The 15,551-nt window shown below is 66.1% G+C and carries 14 protein-coding genes; 5 read left to right on the top strand and 9 right to left on the bottom strand.

What is annotated here, in order from left to right:
* The coding region (locus ACT4OC_RS08865; protein ID WP_444838600.1) for a superoxide dismutase at positions 1-581 on the bottom strand (581 nt) is incomplete at its 3' end.
* 103 nt (positions 582-684) lie between these two features.
* Here ACT4OC_RS08865 and ACT4OC_RS08860 point away from each other — a divergent pair.
* Complete coding sequence (locus ACT4OC_RS08860) at positions 685-1,215, top strand: GNAT family N-acetyltransferase (protein WP_444838599.1); 531 nt, start codon at positions 685-687, stop codon at positions 1,213-1,215.
* Between the two features lie 154 nt (positions 1,216-1,369).
* The gene (locus ACT4OC_RS08855) at positions 1,370-2,743 is read left to right on the top strand and encodes an MATE family efflux transporter (protein WP_444838598.1); all 1,374 of its coding nucleotides are present in this window, start codon (positions 1,370-1,372) and stop codon (positions 2,741-2,743) included.
* 13 nt (positions 2,744-2,756) lie between these two features.
* On the opposite strand, the gene ACT4OC_RS08850 is transcribed toward ACT4OC_RS08855, so the two are convergent.
* The 5 genes from ACT4OC_RS08850 to ACT4OC_RS08830 all read right to left on the bottom strand — a co-directional run bounded on the left by ACT4OC_RS08850 (position 2,757) and on the right by ACT4OC_RS08830 (position 8,023).
* Positions 2,757-3,914 carry a DUF3095 domain-containing protein gene (locus tag ACT4OC_RS08850; protein WP_444838597.1) on the bottom strand — a complete coding sequence of 386 codons (1,158 nt, stop codon included), beginning with the start codon at positions 3,912-3,914 and terminating at the stop codon, positions 2,757-2,759.
* Positions 3,915-3,978: 64 nt separating this feature from the next.
* Complete coding sequence (gene htpG / locus ACT4OC_RS08845; protein WP_444838596.1) at positions 3,979-5,847, bottom strand: molecular chaperone HtpG; 1,869 nt, start codon at positions 5,845-5,847, stop codon at positions 3,979-3,981.
* A gap of 84 nt (positions 5,848-5,931) precedes the next feature.
* Positions 5,932-6,738, bottom strand: a complete 807-nt coding sequence (locus tag ACT4OC_RS08840) for an MBL fold metallo-hydrolase (protein WP_444838595.1) — start codon at positions 6,736-6,738, stop codon at positions 5,932-5,934.
* 77 nt (positions 6,739-6,815) lie between these two features.
* Positions 6,816-7,586 (bottom strand): enoyl-CoA hydratase, encoded by a 771-nt coding sequence (locus ACT4OC_RS08835; RefSeq protein ID WP_444838594.1) that lies wholly within the window; start codon positions 7,584-7,586, stop codon positions 6,816-6,818.
* Complete coding sequence (locus tag ACT4OC_RS08830; protein WP_444838593.1) at positions 7,583-8,023, bottom strand: MarR family winged helix-turn-helix transcriptional regulator; 441 nt, start codon at positions 8,021-8,023, stop codon at positions 7,583-7,585. The genes ACT4OC_RS08835 and ACT4OC_RS08830 overlap by 4 nt, the downstream gene beginning before the upstream one ends.
* Before the next feature lie 249 nt (positions 8,024-8,272).
* Between ACT4OC_RS08830 and ACT4OC_RS08825 the strand changes: the two genes are divergently transcribed.
* Positions 8,273-10,006: a peroxidase family protein gene (locus tag ACT4OC_RS08825; protein WP_444838592.1), complete on the top strand. Its 1,734-nt coding sequence runs from the start codon at positions 8,273-8,275 to the stop codon at positions 10,004-10,006.
* A gap of 43 nt (positions 10,007-10,049) precedes the next feature.
* Entirely contained in the window at positions 10,050-10,460 is a 411-nt protein-coding gene (locus ACT4OC_RS08820; protein ID WP_444838591.1) for a hypothetical protein, read from the top strand.
* 21 nt (positions 10,461-10,481) lie between these two features.
* On the opposite strand, the gene ACT4OC_RS08815 is transcribed toward ACT4OC_RS08820, so the two are convergent.
* Positions 10,482-12,575 carry a BTAD domain-containing putative transcriptional regulator gene (locus ACT4OC_RS08815; RefSeq protein WP_444838590.1) on the bottom strand — a complete coding sequence of 698 codons (2,094 nt, stop codon included), beginning with the start codon at positions 12,573-12,575 and terminating at the stop codon, positions 10,482-10,484.
* A gap of 51 nt (positions 12,576-12,626) precedes the next feature.
* A complete protein-coding gene (locus ACT4OC_RS08810) occupies positions 12,627-13,898 on the bottom strand; it encodes a YcaO-like family protein (protein ID WP_444838589.1) in 1,272 nt (423 codons plus the stop codon).
* Between the two features lie 138 nt (positions 13,899-14,036).
* Here ACT4OC_RS08810 and ACT4OC_RS08805 point away from each other — a divergent pair, with 138 nt between their 5' ends.
* A complete protein-coding gene (locus tag ACT4OC_RS08805) occupies positions 14,037-14,591 on the top strand; it encodes a hypothetical protein (protein ID WP_444838588.1) in 555 nt (184 codons plus the stop codon).
* 128 nt (positions 14,592-14,719) lie between these two features.
* On the opposite strand, the gene ACT4OC_RS08800 is transcribed toward ACT4OC_RS08805, so the two are convergent.
* Positions 14,720-15,043, bottom strand: coding sequence for a hypothetical protein (locus tag ACT4OC_RS08800; protein ID WP_444838587.1), 324 nt, complete (start codon positions 15,041-15,043; stop codon positions 14,720-14,722).
* Between the last annotated feature and the right edge of the window lie 508 nt (positions 15,044-15,551).

The raw sequence follows: 15,551 nt of genomic DNA, 5'->3' as shown, positions 1-15,551 counted from the left end.
TAGAGCTCGGCGACGTAGTCCCAGTTCACCAGGCTCTCGAGGAAGGCCTTGAGGTAGTCGGGGCGGCGGTTGCGGTAGTCGAGGTAGTAGGAGTGCTCCCAGACGTCGCAGCCGAGGATCGGGGTCGCGCCGTTGACCAGCGGGCTCTCGCCGTTCGGGGTCTTGCTGACCGCGAGCTTGCCGCCCTTGACCTCGAGCCAGGCCCAGCCCGAGCCGAACTGGCCGACGCCGGCGGCGATGAAGTCTTCCTTGAACTTGTCGACCGAGCCGAACGAATCGACGATCGCCTTCTCCAGAGCGCCCGGCAGCTTGCCGCCGCCATTGGGCTTCATCCACTTCCAGAAATGCAGGTGGTTGTAGTGCTGGCCGGCATTGTTGAAGACGGCCGGGTTCTTGCCGAACGAGCCCTTCACGATCTCCTCGAGGGATTTGCCCTCGAATTCGGTCCCCTTGATCGCGTTGTTGCCGTTGGTGACATAGGCCTGATGATGCTTGTCGTGGTGATACTCCAGCGTCTCCTTGGACATGTAGGGGCCAAGAGCGTCATGGGCGTAAGGCAGGTTGGGCAGCGTGAAGGTCATGGGGTGATGTCCGCAAATGGTGGGATACGTCGGGTAACGGAACCCCTTATAGAAGGTTCCAACGGGCTTCAACACACCCATTTTTGACGGTATGGCAGTCGGAATGAGCATCGAAATCGATATCCTCAATGGCGACGCCTCCTGGCCGCAGGCCGAACCGCTGCTGGACGCGGTCTGGCCGGACCACGTCATGGAGAGATTGTCGTGGCGCCACGTCAAATGGGCGGATGCCGATCTGCGCGTGCTGCTGGATGCGCCAGACGAGGGAGGACTTGCCTGCCACGTCGGCATCTGTTTCCGCACCGTGACCTGGAACGGCCACAAGGTGCACATCGGCGGCATCGGCGGCGTGGCGACCCGCGAAGACTGCCGCGGCCGCGGCTATGCGAGCATCGCGCTCGACGCCGCCGTGCAGACCATTCGCGCCAATGAAGCGGCGAAGTTCGCGCTGCTGTTCTGCGAGGCGCACAACTTCGCGTTCTATGAAGCGCGCGGCTGGCACCGCTTTGCAGGCGATATCTGGTGCGAGCAGCCGGAGGGGCGGATCCGTTTCGAGGCGATGACGCCCTTCGTGTTCGACATTGTCCGCGCCCCGCGCCAGGGCACCATCGACCTATGCGGCCTGCCGTGGTGACCCCTGCGCCGGCGGGGGTGGCTTGAACCGCGCCGCGCCCCTTAATATGTCGATCATAATCTATTGGCACATGTTGCGAACCGGGATCCTACTTTGCATGGGGTTGTTTTCGCGATTTTGTGCCTGGTCCCTCTTGCCCGGGGTACGGTGACGCATGACCATGGAAGCTTCCGTTGACGCGCGTCCGCCGGCGACCCCGGTCAACAGCCTGCTGACCTCCCCGATCCTGCCGACGCTGCTGAAGCTGGCGCTGCCCAATGCGATCGCGATGTTCGGCACCGCGCTGGTCGCGGTCGCCGAGACCTCCTACATCGGCCGGCTCGGCGTCGAGCCGCTGGCCGCAATAGCGCTGGTGTTCCCCTTCGTGATGCTGACGCAGATGATGTCGGCCGGCGCCATGGGCGGCGGCGTCACCTCTGCGGTGAGCCGCGCGCTCGGGGCCGGCAACCGCGATCGGGCCGCCAATCTCGCGCTACATGCCGCGATCATCGGCGCCGGCGGCGGCCTGTTCTTCACCGCGATGATGCTGCTGTTCGGCAGGACCTTCTATGCGCTGCTCGGGGGCAGCGGCGAGGTGCTCGAACAGGCGATGCACTACTCGCAGGTGCTGTTTTCCGGCGCGGTGTCGATCTGGCTGGTCAATACGCTCGCTTCCGTGGTGCGCGGCACCGGCGACATGCGCGTGCCGTCGCTGGTGCTGATCGGCGTTGCGATCGTCCAGGTCACCGTCGGCGGCGGGCTCGGGCTCGGCCTGTTCGGCCTGCCGAAGTTCGGCATGCGCGGCGTAGCCGCCGGACAACTCGCGGCCTTCAGTCTCGGCGCCTTGTTCCTGATCTGGTATCTCATGAGCGGCCGCAGCCGGCTGACGCTGACTTTGCGGAGCTTCGCATTCCAGCGCGATATGTTCCTCGACATTCTCAAGGTCGGCGCCATGTCGTGCCTGTCGCCGCTGCAGACCGTGCTGGCCATCGTGATCTTCACCAGGATACTCGCCGGCTACGGCACCGCGGTGCTGGCCGGCTATGGCATGGGCTCGCGGCTGGAGTTTCTGCTGGTGCCGATCGCATTCGCCTTCGGCACCGCCTCGATCCCGATGGTCGGCATGGCCATGGGTGCGGGCCTCGTCGCCCGCGCCCGCCGCGTGGCGTGGATCGCGGCTGCCACGGCAGGACTCGTGGTCGGCCTGATCGGCCTCGTCGTCGCGATCAATCCCGGCCTGTGGGTTTCGCTGTTCACCAGCGATCCCGGCGTCGCCGAAGCAGCCGATTCCTATTTCCGCTGGGCCGGTCCCGGGTTCGGCTTCTTCGGCGCCGGCGTGTGCCTCTACTTCTCCTCGCAGGGCGCTGCGAAAGTCGGCGGCCCCGTGCTGGCCGGCACCATCCGCCTCGTGCTGGTCGCCCTTGGCGGCTGGTGGTTTGCCGCATCGGGCGCGCCGGCGTGGACGCTGTTTGCCCTGGTCGGTACTGCCATGATCGTATTCGGGCTCTCCACGGCGCTCTCCGTCCACCTGGCGCGCTGGAGCAAGTAACCCCGCGCAGAGCCTAAGCGGCCGTCGCCTTCAGCGCCGTCGCGGCGGTAGCATAGCCGCCGCGCGCGCCGTCGATGAAGTGCACATGGTCGCTGCGCATCACCGAAGGCACGAAGCAGGTCATCTGGGCCGCATCCTGCGGGGGCCGGCCGTAGCGCTGGTTACCGGCTGACGCGGCCGCCTCGTGGGGGCGCGCCAGCTCGCCCTCGAGCTCTTCGGTGCAGTCCAGGATCATCTTCAGCCCGTCGTCGTACTTTCGGAAGTCGGAGTTCTCGACCACCTGCCGCACATAGTTGCGCGGCACGAAGTTGCCGACCTTGATGCCGAAGCGCATCACCACATAGGCCCATAGCGTGACGGCAAGCACGACGGCGCGCCGCTTGGCCAGCGATCCGCCGCGCGCCGCGCGCGCCTCGTATTCCACGCCTTGCGGCGGCCAGCGCAGCGGCGGACCGCCTGATGGCACCGGCCGTCCGGCCTCTGGACTGCGTTCGACGAGATCGAGGATGTCCTCGATCGTCTTGCGGAATGTGCCCGCATCCGCGCCCTTCGCGGGCAGCACCAGAACCGAAAGGATGACGCCGCGCGTTGCGGGAATTTCCTCGAAGCGGCAGGACAGGCCCGAAAGGTCGGGCTGCGCGCCCGGCGCCGCGGCCGCAACCGCGAACTCGCCGCGTTTCATCGCAGCGTCGGCCCAGCCGAGCCCGCCGCCCGAGAACATCGCATAGGAGAGATTGGCCGACGGACCGAAGCGCGCGACGCGAATGTCGAGGCCTTGTGCGCGCACGGCCGAAACGGGCACAAGCGCGACCCGCATCGAGAGATCGAGGTCTTCCTTGACCCAGGTCGCCGTCGCCGACAACGCATCACGCGCCGCGGCAAGATCGCCGGGCGCCACCGCAAAGCTCGCGCCGTCGCCGCCGAACACGAAGGGGAATTCCCGCCCCCGCAGCGCATTGGTGACCGCCGCGATCACGGAGGCGCCGGCCATATTGACCGCCTTGTAGCGCTGCGCGGCGATCGCCTTGGTGGAATCGACGATATCGGCGACGCCGACGGTCCAGTCGTCAGGCAGCGGCACATACAGCTTCGGGTCCATCAGCTTGGAGAAGCCCCGAAAGACTCGAATGCGGCCGTAGAAGATGTCGGTTCCAGCTGCGGTGTTCATCATGGTCCCGAATTTTCCCTATCCGGGGATGTAGCAGATACGGCCCCTTCTGTATCCGGGTTCGCGGCTACAGCTTCAAGCCGCGCAGCACCAGTCGATTGAGCCTGCCTGCGAACGCTGCCGGGTCTTCCGGCAATTCGCCGTCAAGGATCTGCGCCTGCTCCAGCAACAGGAAGGACAGATCCTTCGCCGCGTCACTGGCCGTCGCGATCGCCGCTACCAGCGGATGCCTGAGGTTGATCTCCAGGACCGGCTTCTTCACCGCACCCTTGTCGTGCTGCGCCAGCAGCCGCTCCAGCGCACGGTCGCGCGCCTCGCCCGAGGCGACGAGACAGGATGCGCTCGACGTCAGCCGCTGCGAGGCGCGAACGTCCGCGACGCGCTCGCCCAGCGCCTCCTTGACGATGGCCACCGTCATCGCCTCGTCCGCCGCCGGCTCGTTCTTGTTCTCATCCGCCTTGTCCTCGACGGCCGGGATCAGGCTGAAGTCGACGTCGCCCTGGCTCAGCGACTTCAGCGGCTTACCGCCGAAATCGAGCGGTGCCGCTGTCCAGAACGCGTCGACGGGATCGGTGAGCAGCAGCACCTCGATGCCGCGCGCCTTCGCCGATTCCAGCTTGGGGTTGGATTTCAGCCGCTCGATGCTGTCGCCGACGAGATAGTAGATGTCGGTCTGGTTCGGCTTGATGTCCTCGACGTACTGCTTGAGCGAGCGCTTCTCGCCCGAGGTGGTGGTGAATCGCGACAGTCCAAGCAGCTTCTCGCGGCGCTCGAAATCCTCCCAGATGCCTTCCTTGACGACGGCGCCGAACGCGTCCCAGATCTTCGCGAACGCCTCGGGATTCTTCTCGCCGAGGCTTTCCAGCTCGCCGATCACGCGTCCCGTCACGGCCTTGCGGATCTGCGCGAGCTGGGGGTTGTTCTGCAGCATCTCGCGCGAAATGTTCAGCGGCAGGTCCTCGCTGTCGATGACACCGCGGATGAAGCGCAGGTAGGCCGGCAGCAAATCCGCATCGTCGGCGATGAAGACGCGGCGGACATAGAGCTTCACCTTGCCCTTGCGCGTCTGGTCGAAGAGGTCGAACGGCTTGGTCGAGGGCGCAAACAGCAGCACCGCGTAGGATTGCCGTCCTTCCGCGCGGTAGTGCAGCGTCATCGCCGGCTCGTCGAAGGCGCCGGCGATCGATTGATAGGCGCCCTTGTAGTCCTCCGCCGACAGTTCCGATTTCGGCCGCTGCCACAGCGCGCTCGCCGAATTGATCTGGCGCGGCTCGCCCTCTTCCGGCACCAGGAAGATCGGGAACTGGATGTTGTCGGAATAGCTGCGGACGATGCGCTCGATCTCATAGGCCTCAAGATATTTCTCCGCATCCTTCTTCAGGTGCAGCACGATCTCAGTGCCACGGCTGACACGCTTCGCCGCGCCTTCGTCTGCGGGCGCGATCTCGAACCCGCTGCCGCCCGAGGAGGACCAGACCCAGACATGGTCCGAACCGGCGCGGCGGCTGGTGACGACGATGTGGTCGGCCACCATGAAGGCGGCATAGAAGCCGACGCCGAACTGGCCGATCAGGTTGGCGCCGTCCTTGGCCTCGGCAAGGCGTGCGACAAAGGATTTCGTGCCGGAGCGCGCGATGGTGCCGAGATTGTCGATCAGCTCCTGGCGATCCATGCCGATGCCGCTGTCGACCATGGCGAGCGTCTTCGCCGTCTTGTCGGGCACGATGCGGATTTCCGGCGGCGCACCGTCGGCGATCAGATCGGGCGCGGCGATCGCCTCGTAGCGCAACTTGTCGCAGGCGTCGGACGCATTGGAGATCAGCTCGCGCAGGAAGATGTCGGTCTCCGAATAGACCGAATGCACCATCAGGTGCAGGAGCTCTGCGACTTCGGCCTGGAACGGCTGGGATTCGGGGGCAGCGGTGGTCGTCGTCATGCGGTCTCGGTCGAAATGAAGGTGGCGGGAAGGCCCTGATATAGCGCTGCCATCTGCAGTGGCAAGGTCGCGCGGCTCGCCGCCTCAGCCCGAAATCGCGGCGAGATATCGGCGGACCGACGCCTCGAACGCCGCCCTTGCGCCGGTTTCGATGTTGCGGCCCCACCAGGCGCCATAGAGACGGTCGAACGCCAGCGGCTCGACCGCCCGCCAGATCGCGCGCACGGCCGTTGCGTTGAGGGGGATGTAGTTCGGGAAGCTGTACATGAAGCTCACCCAGCGGCGGTCCATCGTCGCCATGGCGATGTCGCCGGTGAGCAACGCGCCGCGGCCCTCGGCCCCTCCCCGCCAGTGCATGATCGTACCGCCGGAAAAATGCCCGCCGGCGCGGACGAGGACGATGTCGTCGGAGACGCGCCGGCTCTCGCCCGACCAGGGGACGATGGCGGGATGGGGCCGTGTGACCCACTGCCGGTCATCGCCGTGGAGATAGATGGGCACGCCGCCGAAGGCGTCGCTCCAGTCGGCGACGGCGCCATAGAAATGCGGATGCGAGACCGCAATCGCTTTCAGCCCGCCGAGCGACTTGACGCGCGCGACCGCCTCGGCCGTCACCAGCGGCACGCAATCCCAGAGCACGCAGCCGTCGGCCTCGCGGACCAGCAGCGCACGCTGACCGATCGCAAGTGCGGGCTCGACGGCAAAGCCCGTCAAGCCGAGGTCGTCGCGCCAGGCCAGCCGGTGGGTGGCGTCAAGCTGTTCGCGCGAAATCCAGGTCTGGCCCTTCCAGTTGACGAATTGCCGCTCGTCCTCGCAGATCGGGCACTCGGCCGGCGGTGCGGCGCTGTCGGGAAATTGAGCGCCGCACTGTTCGCAAGTCCAGAAGGGCATGGGAGATTCCTGTCTTGAGAACCTCTCTTACCACGGCCTGGCCGAACGCTTCAGCAGGGAACGGCCCCCTTCGGAACTCAGGCCACCTTCATGAAATCGGGCGGCCGTCGCTCGGCGAAGGCGATGAAGGCCTCGCGGGCTTCTGCGGTCGTCAGCCGCTCGGCGAAGCGCTCGCTCTCGGCTTCGATCTGCGCGGTCAGCGCCGCCGGATTGCGCATCAGCCGCTTGGTGGCGGCGAGCGAGCCGGCCGGCAGCTTTGCAAGCCGCGCGGCGACCTGGTCTGCTTCCGCATGGAGCCGGTCGAGCGGCACGACGCGGTTGGCGATGCCGAAATCCAGCGCGGCCTGCGCGTCCATGGCGTCACCGAACGCGAACATCTCGAAGGCGCGGGCATGGCCGACCCGCAGCGGCATCAGCAGCGTCGAAGCCGCTTCCGGTACCAGCGCGAGATTGACGAAGGGCGTCGAAAGCTGCGCATTGTCGGCCAGCACCACGAAATCGCAATGCAGCAGCATCGTCGTGCCGATGCCGACAGCGCGCCCCTGCGCGGCGGCAACCAGCGGCCGGCTCGATTGCGCCAGCGCCCGCACGAAGCGCGAAACATGCCGCTCGCCGCGGATCGAACCAGTGGCAATGCCCGCGAATTCGCCGACATCGTTGCCCGATGTGAACATGTCGCCCTCGCCGCGCAGCACGATCACCCGAGCGGTGGGGTCGGTCTCGGCAGAAATCAGCTGATCCGCCAGTACGCCATACATCGCGTTGGTCAGCGCGTTCTTCTTGTCCGGCCGCGCGAAGGTGAGCGTTACGATTCCGTCCTTGCGCTCGATCTTAATGTGCTCGCTCATTCGTTCTCTCCTTTGGGAAACTTCCTCTGCACGCTGGCCAGCCAGCGCGCGACGATGTCGATCTCTGCGTCGGTAAACCCTTCCATCAATCGCGTATTGAGCTCTGCGGCGCCGGCCTTGGCGCGCGATAATGCCCGCCGGCCGGACGCCGTCAGCCAGAGTCGCCAAGCCCGGCCGTCCTCGGGATCGGCGCGCTTCTCGATCAGGCCTGCCTCGACCGTGCGCTCCACTAGGCCACTTATGCCGGGCATGCCGAGGTCGAGCGCGGCGCCGGCCTCGCCGAGCAGCACGCCGTCGCGCCGTCCCAACACGAACAACAGCCCTGCCTGGGTCGCAGTGACGCCCTTTGGCGCTTGCGTCGCCACGAAGCGCTGTACGCGACGCTGCGCCACGTTGAGCAGGAAGATCAGCCGGCGGTCCAATTCAGGAGCATCCATTTAGTTCGCATGCGAAGTATCTACATCGTTCGAACGGGCTTGTCACGCACGAAAGTGCGAGGCAGCAACCTCGCAATCAAACGTCGGCGTTGGCGGACGCTGCAATTCAAGGGCGATCGCAGGTGGACGAGAGGGGCCCGTGCGCCGGATATCGCGAGCAAAAACCCGTAAAATTTCCACCAAAAAATCACGATAATTTCACGGCAGGCCTAGCAGGCTCGTCGCCCAACCCGGGACGAGACATCTGTGATGGCAATGCGTAGCGCCGATGCGACCTCTCCGCGGCCTCTCGCAATCGAGCCGGGCTGTCCCGTCGCTCGAGAAGGAGCGGCTCCCGGTTTCCGCCACTTCCTCGGCACGCCGCAGGCTTCGCAGCGCTTCCGCGCCTTCGGCGTCGACCCCGTGGAATTCCCGGCCCACGTGCAGAACGTCCGCGGTTTGATGCACCGACTGTCGCGGCGGATGGATGCGGAGATCGCCTGGCCGTCGCACGGCGATCCTTCGCTGCTGCGCTGGGAGAATCCTGCCATTCCCTCCGGCTATACCTACCTGCTGCAATTTGTGGCGCACGATCTCGTGCAATCGGCGATTCCGCTTTCGGTCGCAGGCCGGCTCGGCGCCGGGACGAACAACGCGCGCCGCACGCCGCTCATGCTGGAAAGCCTCTACGGCAGCGGCCCGGTCGGCTCGCCGCATCTCTACGCGCTGGATTCGCCGAGCGACGATCGCCGCACCAAGCTTCGCCTCGGGCGCATGCGCTGGAAGGAAACCCCGCGCGCCGCCGGCTGTCCGTTCCGCGACATCGCTCGGGCGCAGGCCGAGAATGTCACCGGGGTCGATCGCAACATCCCCGGACAGCGCCCGGCGCTGACGGAAGCGCTGGTCGCCGACGCCCGCAACGACGACCACGCCATCATCTCGCAGCTCACCGCGATGTTCGCGCTGCTACACAACGGCCTCGTCGACCTCGTCCGCCGCGGCGAGCCCGTGAGCAACGCCAATGCACGCTTCGGCGCCGCCTATCGGCGTTTCCTGCGCGCGCGCGATGCGCTGACTTCGATCTATCGCACCATCATTGCCAAGGATGCGATGCGGCGCGTGCTTCATCCGGCGATCTACGCGGCCTATTCGAGATCGAACCCGCGCTTCATGGACCAGGCTTCGGACCCGACTTCGGCCTCGGGCGAGTGGCAAATTCCCTTCGAGTTCTCGCACGGCGCGTTCCGCTTCGGCCACGCCATGGTCCGTCCGGAATACCGCATCAACGATCTGTCCGAGCACGACCTCAACAACACGCTCGAGAAGAATTCGATCAACGAGCCCGTCAACATGCCGCTGGACGAGACCTGGATGGTGCAGTGGTCCCGCTTCTTCGAGATCGACGGATCGCGGCCGAACTTCAGCCGCCGCATCGGCCCCTATCTCAGCGACGGCCTCGGCAACGATCACATTTTCCCGGCCTTCGACAGCACCGAGCGGGTCGGACTGCTGTATCGCGATCTGCTGGGCGCAACGCTTGCCGGGATGTGGTCGGTCGACGCGCTGATTGCCGAGATCGCCGCCCGCCGGCCCGATTTCATCGCGCAGTCGCGACTCCTGGGCGATCGCGCCTTCCGCGTCGCGCAGCTTCGGCAATGGCTTGAATCGGCCTCTACCGCCTATGGCGGCCTCACCGCTGCCGACGTCGAAACGCTTTCCAACGATCCGCCGCTGCCGTTCTTCGTCCTGTTCGAGGCGATGCAGCAGCCGGCGCAGGGATTTCATCTGGGTCCGCTGGGCTCGATCATCGTGGCGGAAGTGATTTTTGGCGCGCTCGCGATGGCGCGACCTCAGGAGGAATTCGGCTCGCTCGCTGAACTGTCCGGCAAGCATTACCCGAGCGACGTTTTCGCGGGAGTTCCCGATATCGAATGCATGGCGCGGCTGGCGGAATTCACCGCCGAGACGGCCGGCTTGCAGCAGGCGGTGCCTGCATTTCTGTGAACGGAATTTTTCCGCTTCACGCAACCTGGAGGGAGTGTCGAACATGCAGATCGAACGGTTACAAGTCACCAACCACGAGCGCTGGGGCAAGCTGGTCAAGACCTGGGCCACCGGCGTCAATTACATGGACGACGAGAACAGCTATCCGCTGCCGCACACCATGGAGGAGTTCAAGGAACAGCTCGCCAAGGCGCAGGTGTTCGCCACCGTGCCCGAGCGCTTCACCAAGATCGAGTTCGTCTCCTCCGAGCAGGACACCATCCTGGTGCGCTTGCCGCCGAAGGTGATGATCGAGGACTCCGAATCGCTGCTCAACAAGCCCGGCTCGACCTATCCGCTGCCGCCCTTCTACAAGCGCCTGTTCAACGGCCTCGATCCGGTGATCCCGGAAGAGGAGCGGCTGCGCGTCCACGCCGAACGCATCGGCGACTACACGATCAGCGTCTGTGCCTGAGGCCATTCTCGCCCGAAGTGGCTAGGAGACGCTCTCGACCGGCAGTCCTGCGCCGCCCCAGGCGCGGCGCAGGATTTCGCGGCGAGCGACCACGGTGACGGGGTGGGCCTGCATCAGCCAGCGCGTGATCGACTCGTCGGTAGGGGCATCGGCTCCAACCCAGAACGAGCGCGTTGCGTTCAGGAATCGCTGGGCTTCCCTGCGCGCCAGGTCCCAATCGCCGAGTCCATGCAGAGCTGCCGCACGCCACGCCGGAAGAGTCTTGATGACGTCGTGCGCGCGATCGTAGGCCTCTACGGCGCCGACGTGATCGCCGGCAAGAACGCGGATGATGCAGTGATAGCCCCACTCCAGGTACGAAGGGACCGGAGATACGGACATCGCCTGTTCGGCGCGCGCACGGGCCTGCTCGATCGATCCGCAAAATGCGTGGTAGAGCGCGCAAGACAGCAATGTCCATGGATCATTGTCATTGAGCTCGCAAGCGAGCTCCATGTGCGGGGCAGCCTCGTTTTCCCGCAGCGCCATCACATGCGACCATCCGCAACACAGATGCGCTCTGGAGTCGACAGGATCGAGCTGTACGGCAGTCTTCGCAAGCTCGAGCGTCTCCTTGGCTTTGCTCAGGTCCCGAAACAGGCCGGGGTGCACGAAATGCTCGACATTGTTGATCTGCACGAGGCTGCTGTAGCACGGCGAGAAACCCGGATGCTCGCGGATGGTGTCGCGGAAAATCGCAACCGCCCTGCGCCAGCTCTCGGGGTCGAATTTCGCGATCAGGCTCTGGCCGCGCAGCCAGCGGTCGTAGACGTCGAGCGACACGTCCGGCTCGCCCGCGAGCCGCCGCAGCCGCTCGGCCGACAACTGCACGTTCAGCGACGTTGCGATCCTGCGGATGATGCGCTGCTGGGTCTCGAACCAGTTGTCGAGGCCGAGGCGCAGACTTTCGCTCCAGACGAAGATGCCCGTGGTCTCGTCGCGCAGCACCATCACCATGTTGATTTCGGCACCGGCCTGGTAGGCGGTGGTCTCGAGGCAGTATTGCGGCACGCCCCCCGGCGAGGGCAACGCGACGGCCGACGCCGGACGGTCGATCACGCTCCATTCCCGGAAACGCACCAGCGAGGCGGCAAGATGCAGGCCGAACCCCTGCACCAGATGAGCCTGGCCGCTCTCGACACCGTGCATCGCGAACGGTGAAAGCAAGAGCCGGGGCTTTGCGGGCGCCGCCGGCGGCATGCCGCGGGCGACCGGAGCGTGAGCGGGATCGCCGATCCTGACCACCGCGGCAGGCTCGCTCCGTGCGCCGGCGACGCGGCGACCGGATGCGGGTTCGATTTCGCCGAGCTTGATGTTCGCCACCAGATCCTGCGTCGTCTTGGACGGCTCCATGCCGTAGTCGCGATCCAGTAGATCCCATAGCGCCCGGTAGACACGCAGCGCGCCCGCGGTATCGCCGTCCTCGGCATGCGCCTTCATCAGGCAGCAGCAGGCCTGCTCGTGGGTGGGATCGAGATTGACGATGGCGCTTGCGATCTTCCTGATGCGCTCGCTCGATACATCGGCTGCCGCCAGGCCAGCCTCGAGGCTGCGCATCAGCCGCTCCTGGATGGTCTGACGCTTGGCCAGGATCCAGACGCGGAACGAGGGATCGAGATCGTCCATGCCCTCGAGCAGCCGCTCGCCCAGGCGCGGGATGTCGAGCAGCAAGGGATGAACATCCGCGCGCCCGGCCTGCTGCAGGATGCTCTCGACGTCGACTTCGACCTGCCCCTGATCGAAGCCGATGGAAAGACGCCCGGCACCGAAGCCGGCAAACCCGGCGTCCTCGAGCACCTGGCGCAGCTCGCGCACCACCTGGCGCAGCGAGGCGCGGGCCTTCTCTTCGTCCGACCGGCTCCACAGCAGCCCGACCAGCCGCTCGCGGCTTTCGCTCTTGGTCTCCGATAGCGCGAGATAGCCGAGCACCGCGCCCGCCTTGCGCGTGCGCAGCTCCACGGCGCGGCCGTCGAAGCGCAACGCCAGCCGGCCGACGAGCGAAATGGAAAGCCGTCGCGCGCCTTCGGGCGCGGCGAGCGGCTCGCTGGCGGTCTGCGCAGTTGCAATGCCTCGCATCGGAAAAGTGTCGCTGTGGGCTTCCACCACGTCAAGCCATATGAAAGTCAGTTAGATCAAGGGGATGCCGCCGGTATGGACTTCGCCGCCGCCGGTCCTTGCGATCATGGCGGCAAGCCTTGCGGTGACGATACGGGACGGCTCGGCCTGCAGGGCAGGCGCCATGATACGCGCCACGGGAACAGAAAATTGCGGCCGCGTCAGGTCGAGCCCGTAGGTCGCGATGCCGAGTTCCGCAAGGCGCAGCACGATCCGATGCAGCGCGGCGCGCGCATCCGCATCCTCGACGGCGACGTGCTCGGCACTGCCGGGAACCGGATGCAGCAGCGCGCAAGCGTTGGCATCGATGGCGGTGGCGCGCTGCAAATGGCCGCGATCCCCGGCATTGAGCGCGGCATCGCCGCGCTCGCCGCGCTTGGCCTCGACCACCGCCTGCGCCAGCTCGATCTGGCACAATTCCATCACGGCGGAGCGCGCGGCCGCGTGCACGGTCCGCCGCGCGGCAAGGCCGAAGGCGAAGCCGAAGCCGTCGGGCCGGCAGGACAGCGCGGCGACCGCGGGGATGCCGATATCGGTGGTGATGTCGAGCAGCCAGCTGCGCCGCTGCATCGCCGCGCCGGCGCGAAGCTCGCGCAGCAATGCCCGCACGGAGAATTCGACGTCGGTCGAAACCGCCCTGCCCCTTCTGCCGCCGCGCCACCACAGGCTCGCGGCATCGCGCTCGATCAGCTCGAGCAGGCCGTGCAGGGCCGCGCCTTCGAACGACGTGCCGGCGGCCGAGCCGATGCTGAGCGGAAAGGGCGGCGCAAATTCCTGCATCGCCGGCGGCCGCCGCAGGCAGAGATCGGCCGGCAGCAGAACCTCGCGCCGGTCGGAGAGACGGATGGCACGATGCCACGAAAGGCCGGCACCGGCGCGCGCGGACATCAATTGCCTCACCAGCTCGCGCGCAGGCGGATCGAGCATTGCCGCCGCTTCGACGCCGTCGGCCGCGATCAACGCATCACCGCCGCGCTGCAGCTGGGAGAGATATTCGATGCCTTCACCGATGCAGCCCTGAAACGCCTCCTGCAAGCTCGCGCCGATGCCGGAGACGCCGACAGGCGGACTGCCGTGATGCATGGCATCGGCGATGGCCGGGTCGAACTCCGCCCCGAACGCGACCAGGCCCGGCGCCGCGGGCGCGGCCAATTCGAAGATTCGAATAAGTTGCGCAGCAGCCTGCAACAGGCGCGCGCGGTGGCGCGTCTCGGGATCGGGTTCCGGCCCCGCCGACGCGCCATAGCCGAGCTCCGTGAGCAGACGATGAACATCGTGAATCACGCTGGCGTCCGGCGGTTCACCAAGCAGTAACGCAGCCGCACTGGAAAACAGGTTTTTCATCGCCTCCGTTCACGATGTACTCACGTCTGGCAGTGATTCTGGCTGCGCTGTAGTTCTCGCTCGCGCCGGAGGGATTAAATGCCCGCGAAAGCCTTCGTCATTGCCATGGCTGCCGATATTGCCCGGTCGGACTATGCCAAGCCAACCCTGGTGCGCAGCCGCGGCAGCGAATGGCTGATCGCCTGCCGCTGGGGTCCGGAGGGCGAATATCTCTCGATTGCGACCGCCGGACCGATTTCGGGACCGCTGGGGCCGTTTGCGCCGGAAACGATCAGTCCCGTCCACAGCATGGTCGCCGTGCTGGTGTCGGAGTCCGACCGGCAGGGGACCTCCACATTCCTGCTGATGCGGCAGCTGCCGCGGCAGATCGAGCTCGCCGGCACGTTCTTTCCGGCCGACGGCTATGTGCTGCTGCAGCAGCAGGACGACATTCGCCTCGTCTGCGAGACCCGCTATTCGCACAGCTGCGGATGGCTGGACGGAAGGGAGATCCGCAAGGACATTCCGGACCCCGCGCCGGGCTCGGCGGAGGCAATGGCCTGGCACATCGAGGCGGTCCGGCACGGCTGGATCGGCGAATTCTTTCCCGCCAGCGAGCCGAAGCGGCGGGAGCCACTGCGTGTCAGCGCCTGAGAAATGCGTGTCAGCGCCTGAGAAATGCGCGTCAGCGCGTAGGTCGTGCGCGCCCGCGCCTGAACGGGCGTGCGACGCGGCGGCCGGCTCCTCCGGCCGGCGCGCCGCGCAAGGCAAGCAAGGGCGCGCTATTCGACGATCTTGAGCTGCGGCTTCCGCGGCTGCGGCGCACCGCGCTGCAGGACGCAGCGGCCATCGGGCTCGATCGCCGCCCGCACCGGCCGCGGATCCTCGGCGGCAAGAAACTCCTGCAAGACAGACCGGCTGTGCTCGGGAAGCGCAAACACCGCCCGCATCGTCTCGAAGAACCCGGGTTCCTGCGCGATATAGAGAAGCTCGCGCAACTCGGCGCCAGTGAACTGGCCCAGTGCCGAGAACAGCCACTCGGTCTCGTCGACCGGATCGCTCGCGGGCGGGCGCTTCAGATAATAGATGACCGACTCTGCGCTCATGCGTTCCCCAATGAAGGGATTGGCCCGGGAATTGGTCCTGTACCACCCTTCTTTTTCGGGAGTGTGATGGGGTCATCGTGATCCCAGCGTGATTGCCGCGTTACCGAGCGGGATCAAGAGGTTAACGGGGTGCGGCATAGCCGCCGCCTATGCGTGGAATGGCGCTGACGACCGTCATTGCGACGAGAAGACATGCGCTCTCGTTCCCGCGGGCGGATTCTCCCGGGTTTTGCCAATTCGTTGGCCCTCTACCTTGAAGAGGGCGCAGGGAAGGCCAGGCGCTGGCTGCGCCCGCAGCGCCGTGTGCCAAAAACTTGGGTAGTGGCGCACACGGTTTTGACAGGTACAGCCGAGACAGCCCGGCCTTCCCCGCGCAATGGGTTTACGGTAGAGTAGGAGTGTGGCGCAGTGGACGTTAGGCTCGGCGTATCTGTTTTCCGCCCCTTTCGTCTGGCGGTGCCTGAGCAGCCGAGCCGTGATCCCTGTTTCCACACCCCCCTCATCGAAC

The sequence above is a fragment of the Bradyrhizobium sp. genome, from assembly GCF_052389815.1.
Taxonomy (GTDB): Bacteria; Pseudomonadota; Alphaproteobacteria; order Rhizobiales; family Xanthobacteraceae; genus Bradyrhizobium.
The sequence above is the reverse complement of the archived record's forward strand: the minus strand, read 5'-3'. Positions and strand labels throughout refer to the sequence as shown.

What these genes read in the sequence shown, in the direction of transcription:
- ACT4OC_RS08860 (WP_444838599.1), top strand. Translation starts at nt 685, where the DNA reads ATGAGCATCGAAATCGATATCCTCAATGGCGACGCCTCCTGGCCGCAG.
- ACT4OC_RS08830 (WP_444838593.1), bottom strand. Translation starts at nt 8,023, where the DNA reads ATGGATGCTCCTGAATTGGACCGCCGGCTGATCTTCCTGCTCAACGTG.
- ACT4OC_RS08815 (WP_444838590.1), bottom strand. Translation starts at nt 12,575, where the DNA reads ATGCGAGGCATTGCAACTGCGCAGACCGCCAGCGAGCCGCTCGCCGCG.
- ACT4OC_RS08850 (WP_444838597.1), bottom strand. Translation starts at nt 3,914, where the DNA reads ATGATGAACACCGCAGCTGGAACCGACATCTTCTACGGCCGCATTCGA.
- htpG (WP_444838596.1), bottom strand. Translation starts at nt 5,847, where the DNA reads ATGACGACGACCACCGCTGCCCCCGAATCCCAGCCGTTCCAGGCCGAA.
- ACT4OC_RS08825 (WP_444838592.1), top strand. Translation starts at nt 8,273, where the DNA reads ATGGCAATGCGTAGCGCCGATGCGACCTCTCCGCGGCCTCTCGCAATC.
- ACT4OC_RS08805 (WP_444838588.1), top strand. Translation starts at nt 14,037, where the DNA reads ATGCCCGCGAAAGCCTTCGTCATTGCCATGGCTGCCGATATTGCCCGG.
- ACT4OC_RS08820 (WP_444838591.1), top strand. Translation starts at nt 10,050, where the DNA reads ATGCAGATCGAACGGTTACAAGTCACCAACCACGAGCGCTGGGGCAAG.
- ACT4OC_RS08855 (WP_444838598.1), top strand. Translation starts at nt 1,370, where the DNA reads ATGACCATGGAAGCTTCCGTTGACGCGCGTCCGCCGGCGACCCCGGTC.
- ACT4OC_RS08840 (WP_444838595.1), bottom strand. Translation starts at nt 6,738, where the DNA reads ATGCCCTTCTGGACTTGCGAACAGTGCGGCGCTCAATTTCCCGACAGC.
- ACT4OC_RS08800 (WP_444838587.1), bottom strand. Translation starts at nt 15,043, where the DNA reads ATGAGCGCAGAGTCGGTCATCTATTATCTGAAGCGCCCGCCCGCGAGC.
- ACT4OC_RS08835 (WP_444838594.1), bottom strand. Translation starts at nt 7,586, where the DNA reads ATGAGCGAGCACATTAAGATCGAGCGCAAGGACGGAATCGTAACGCTC.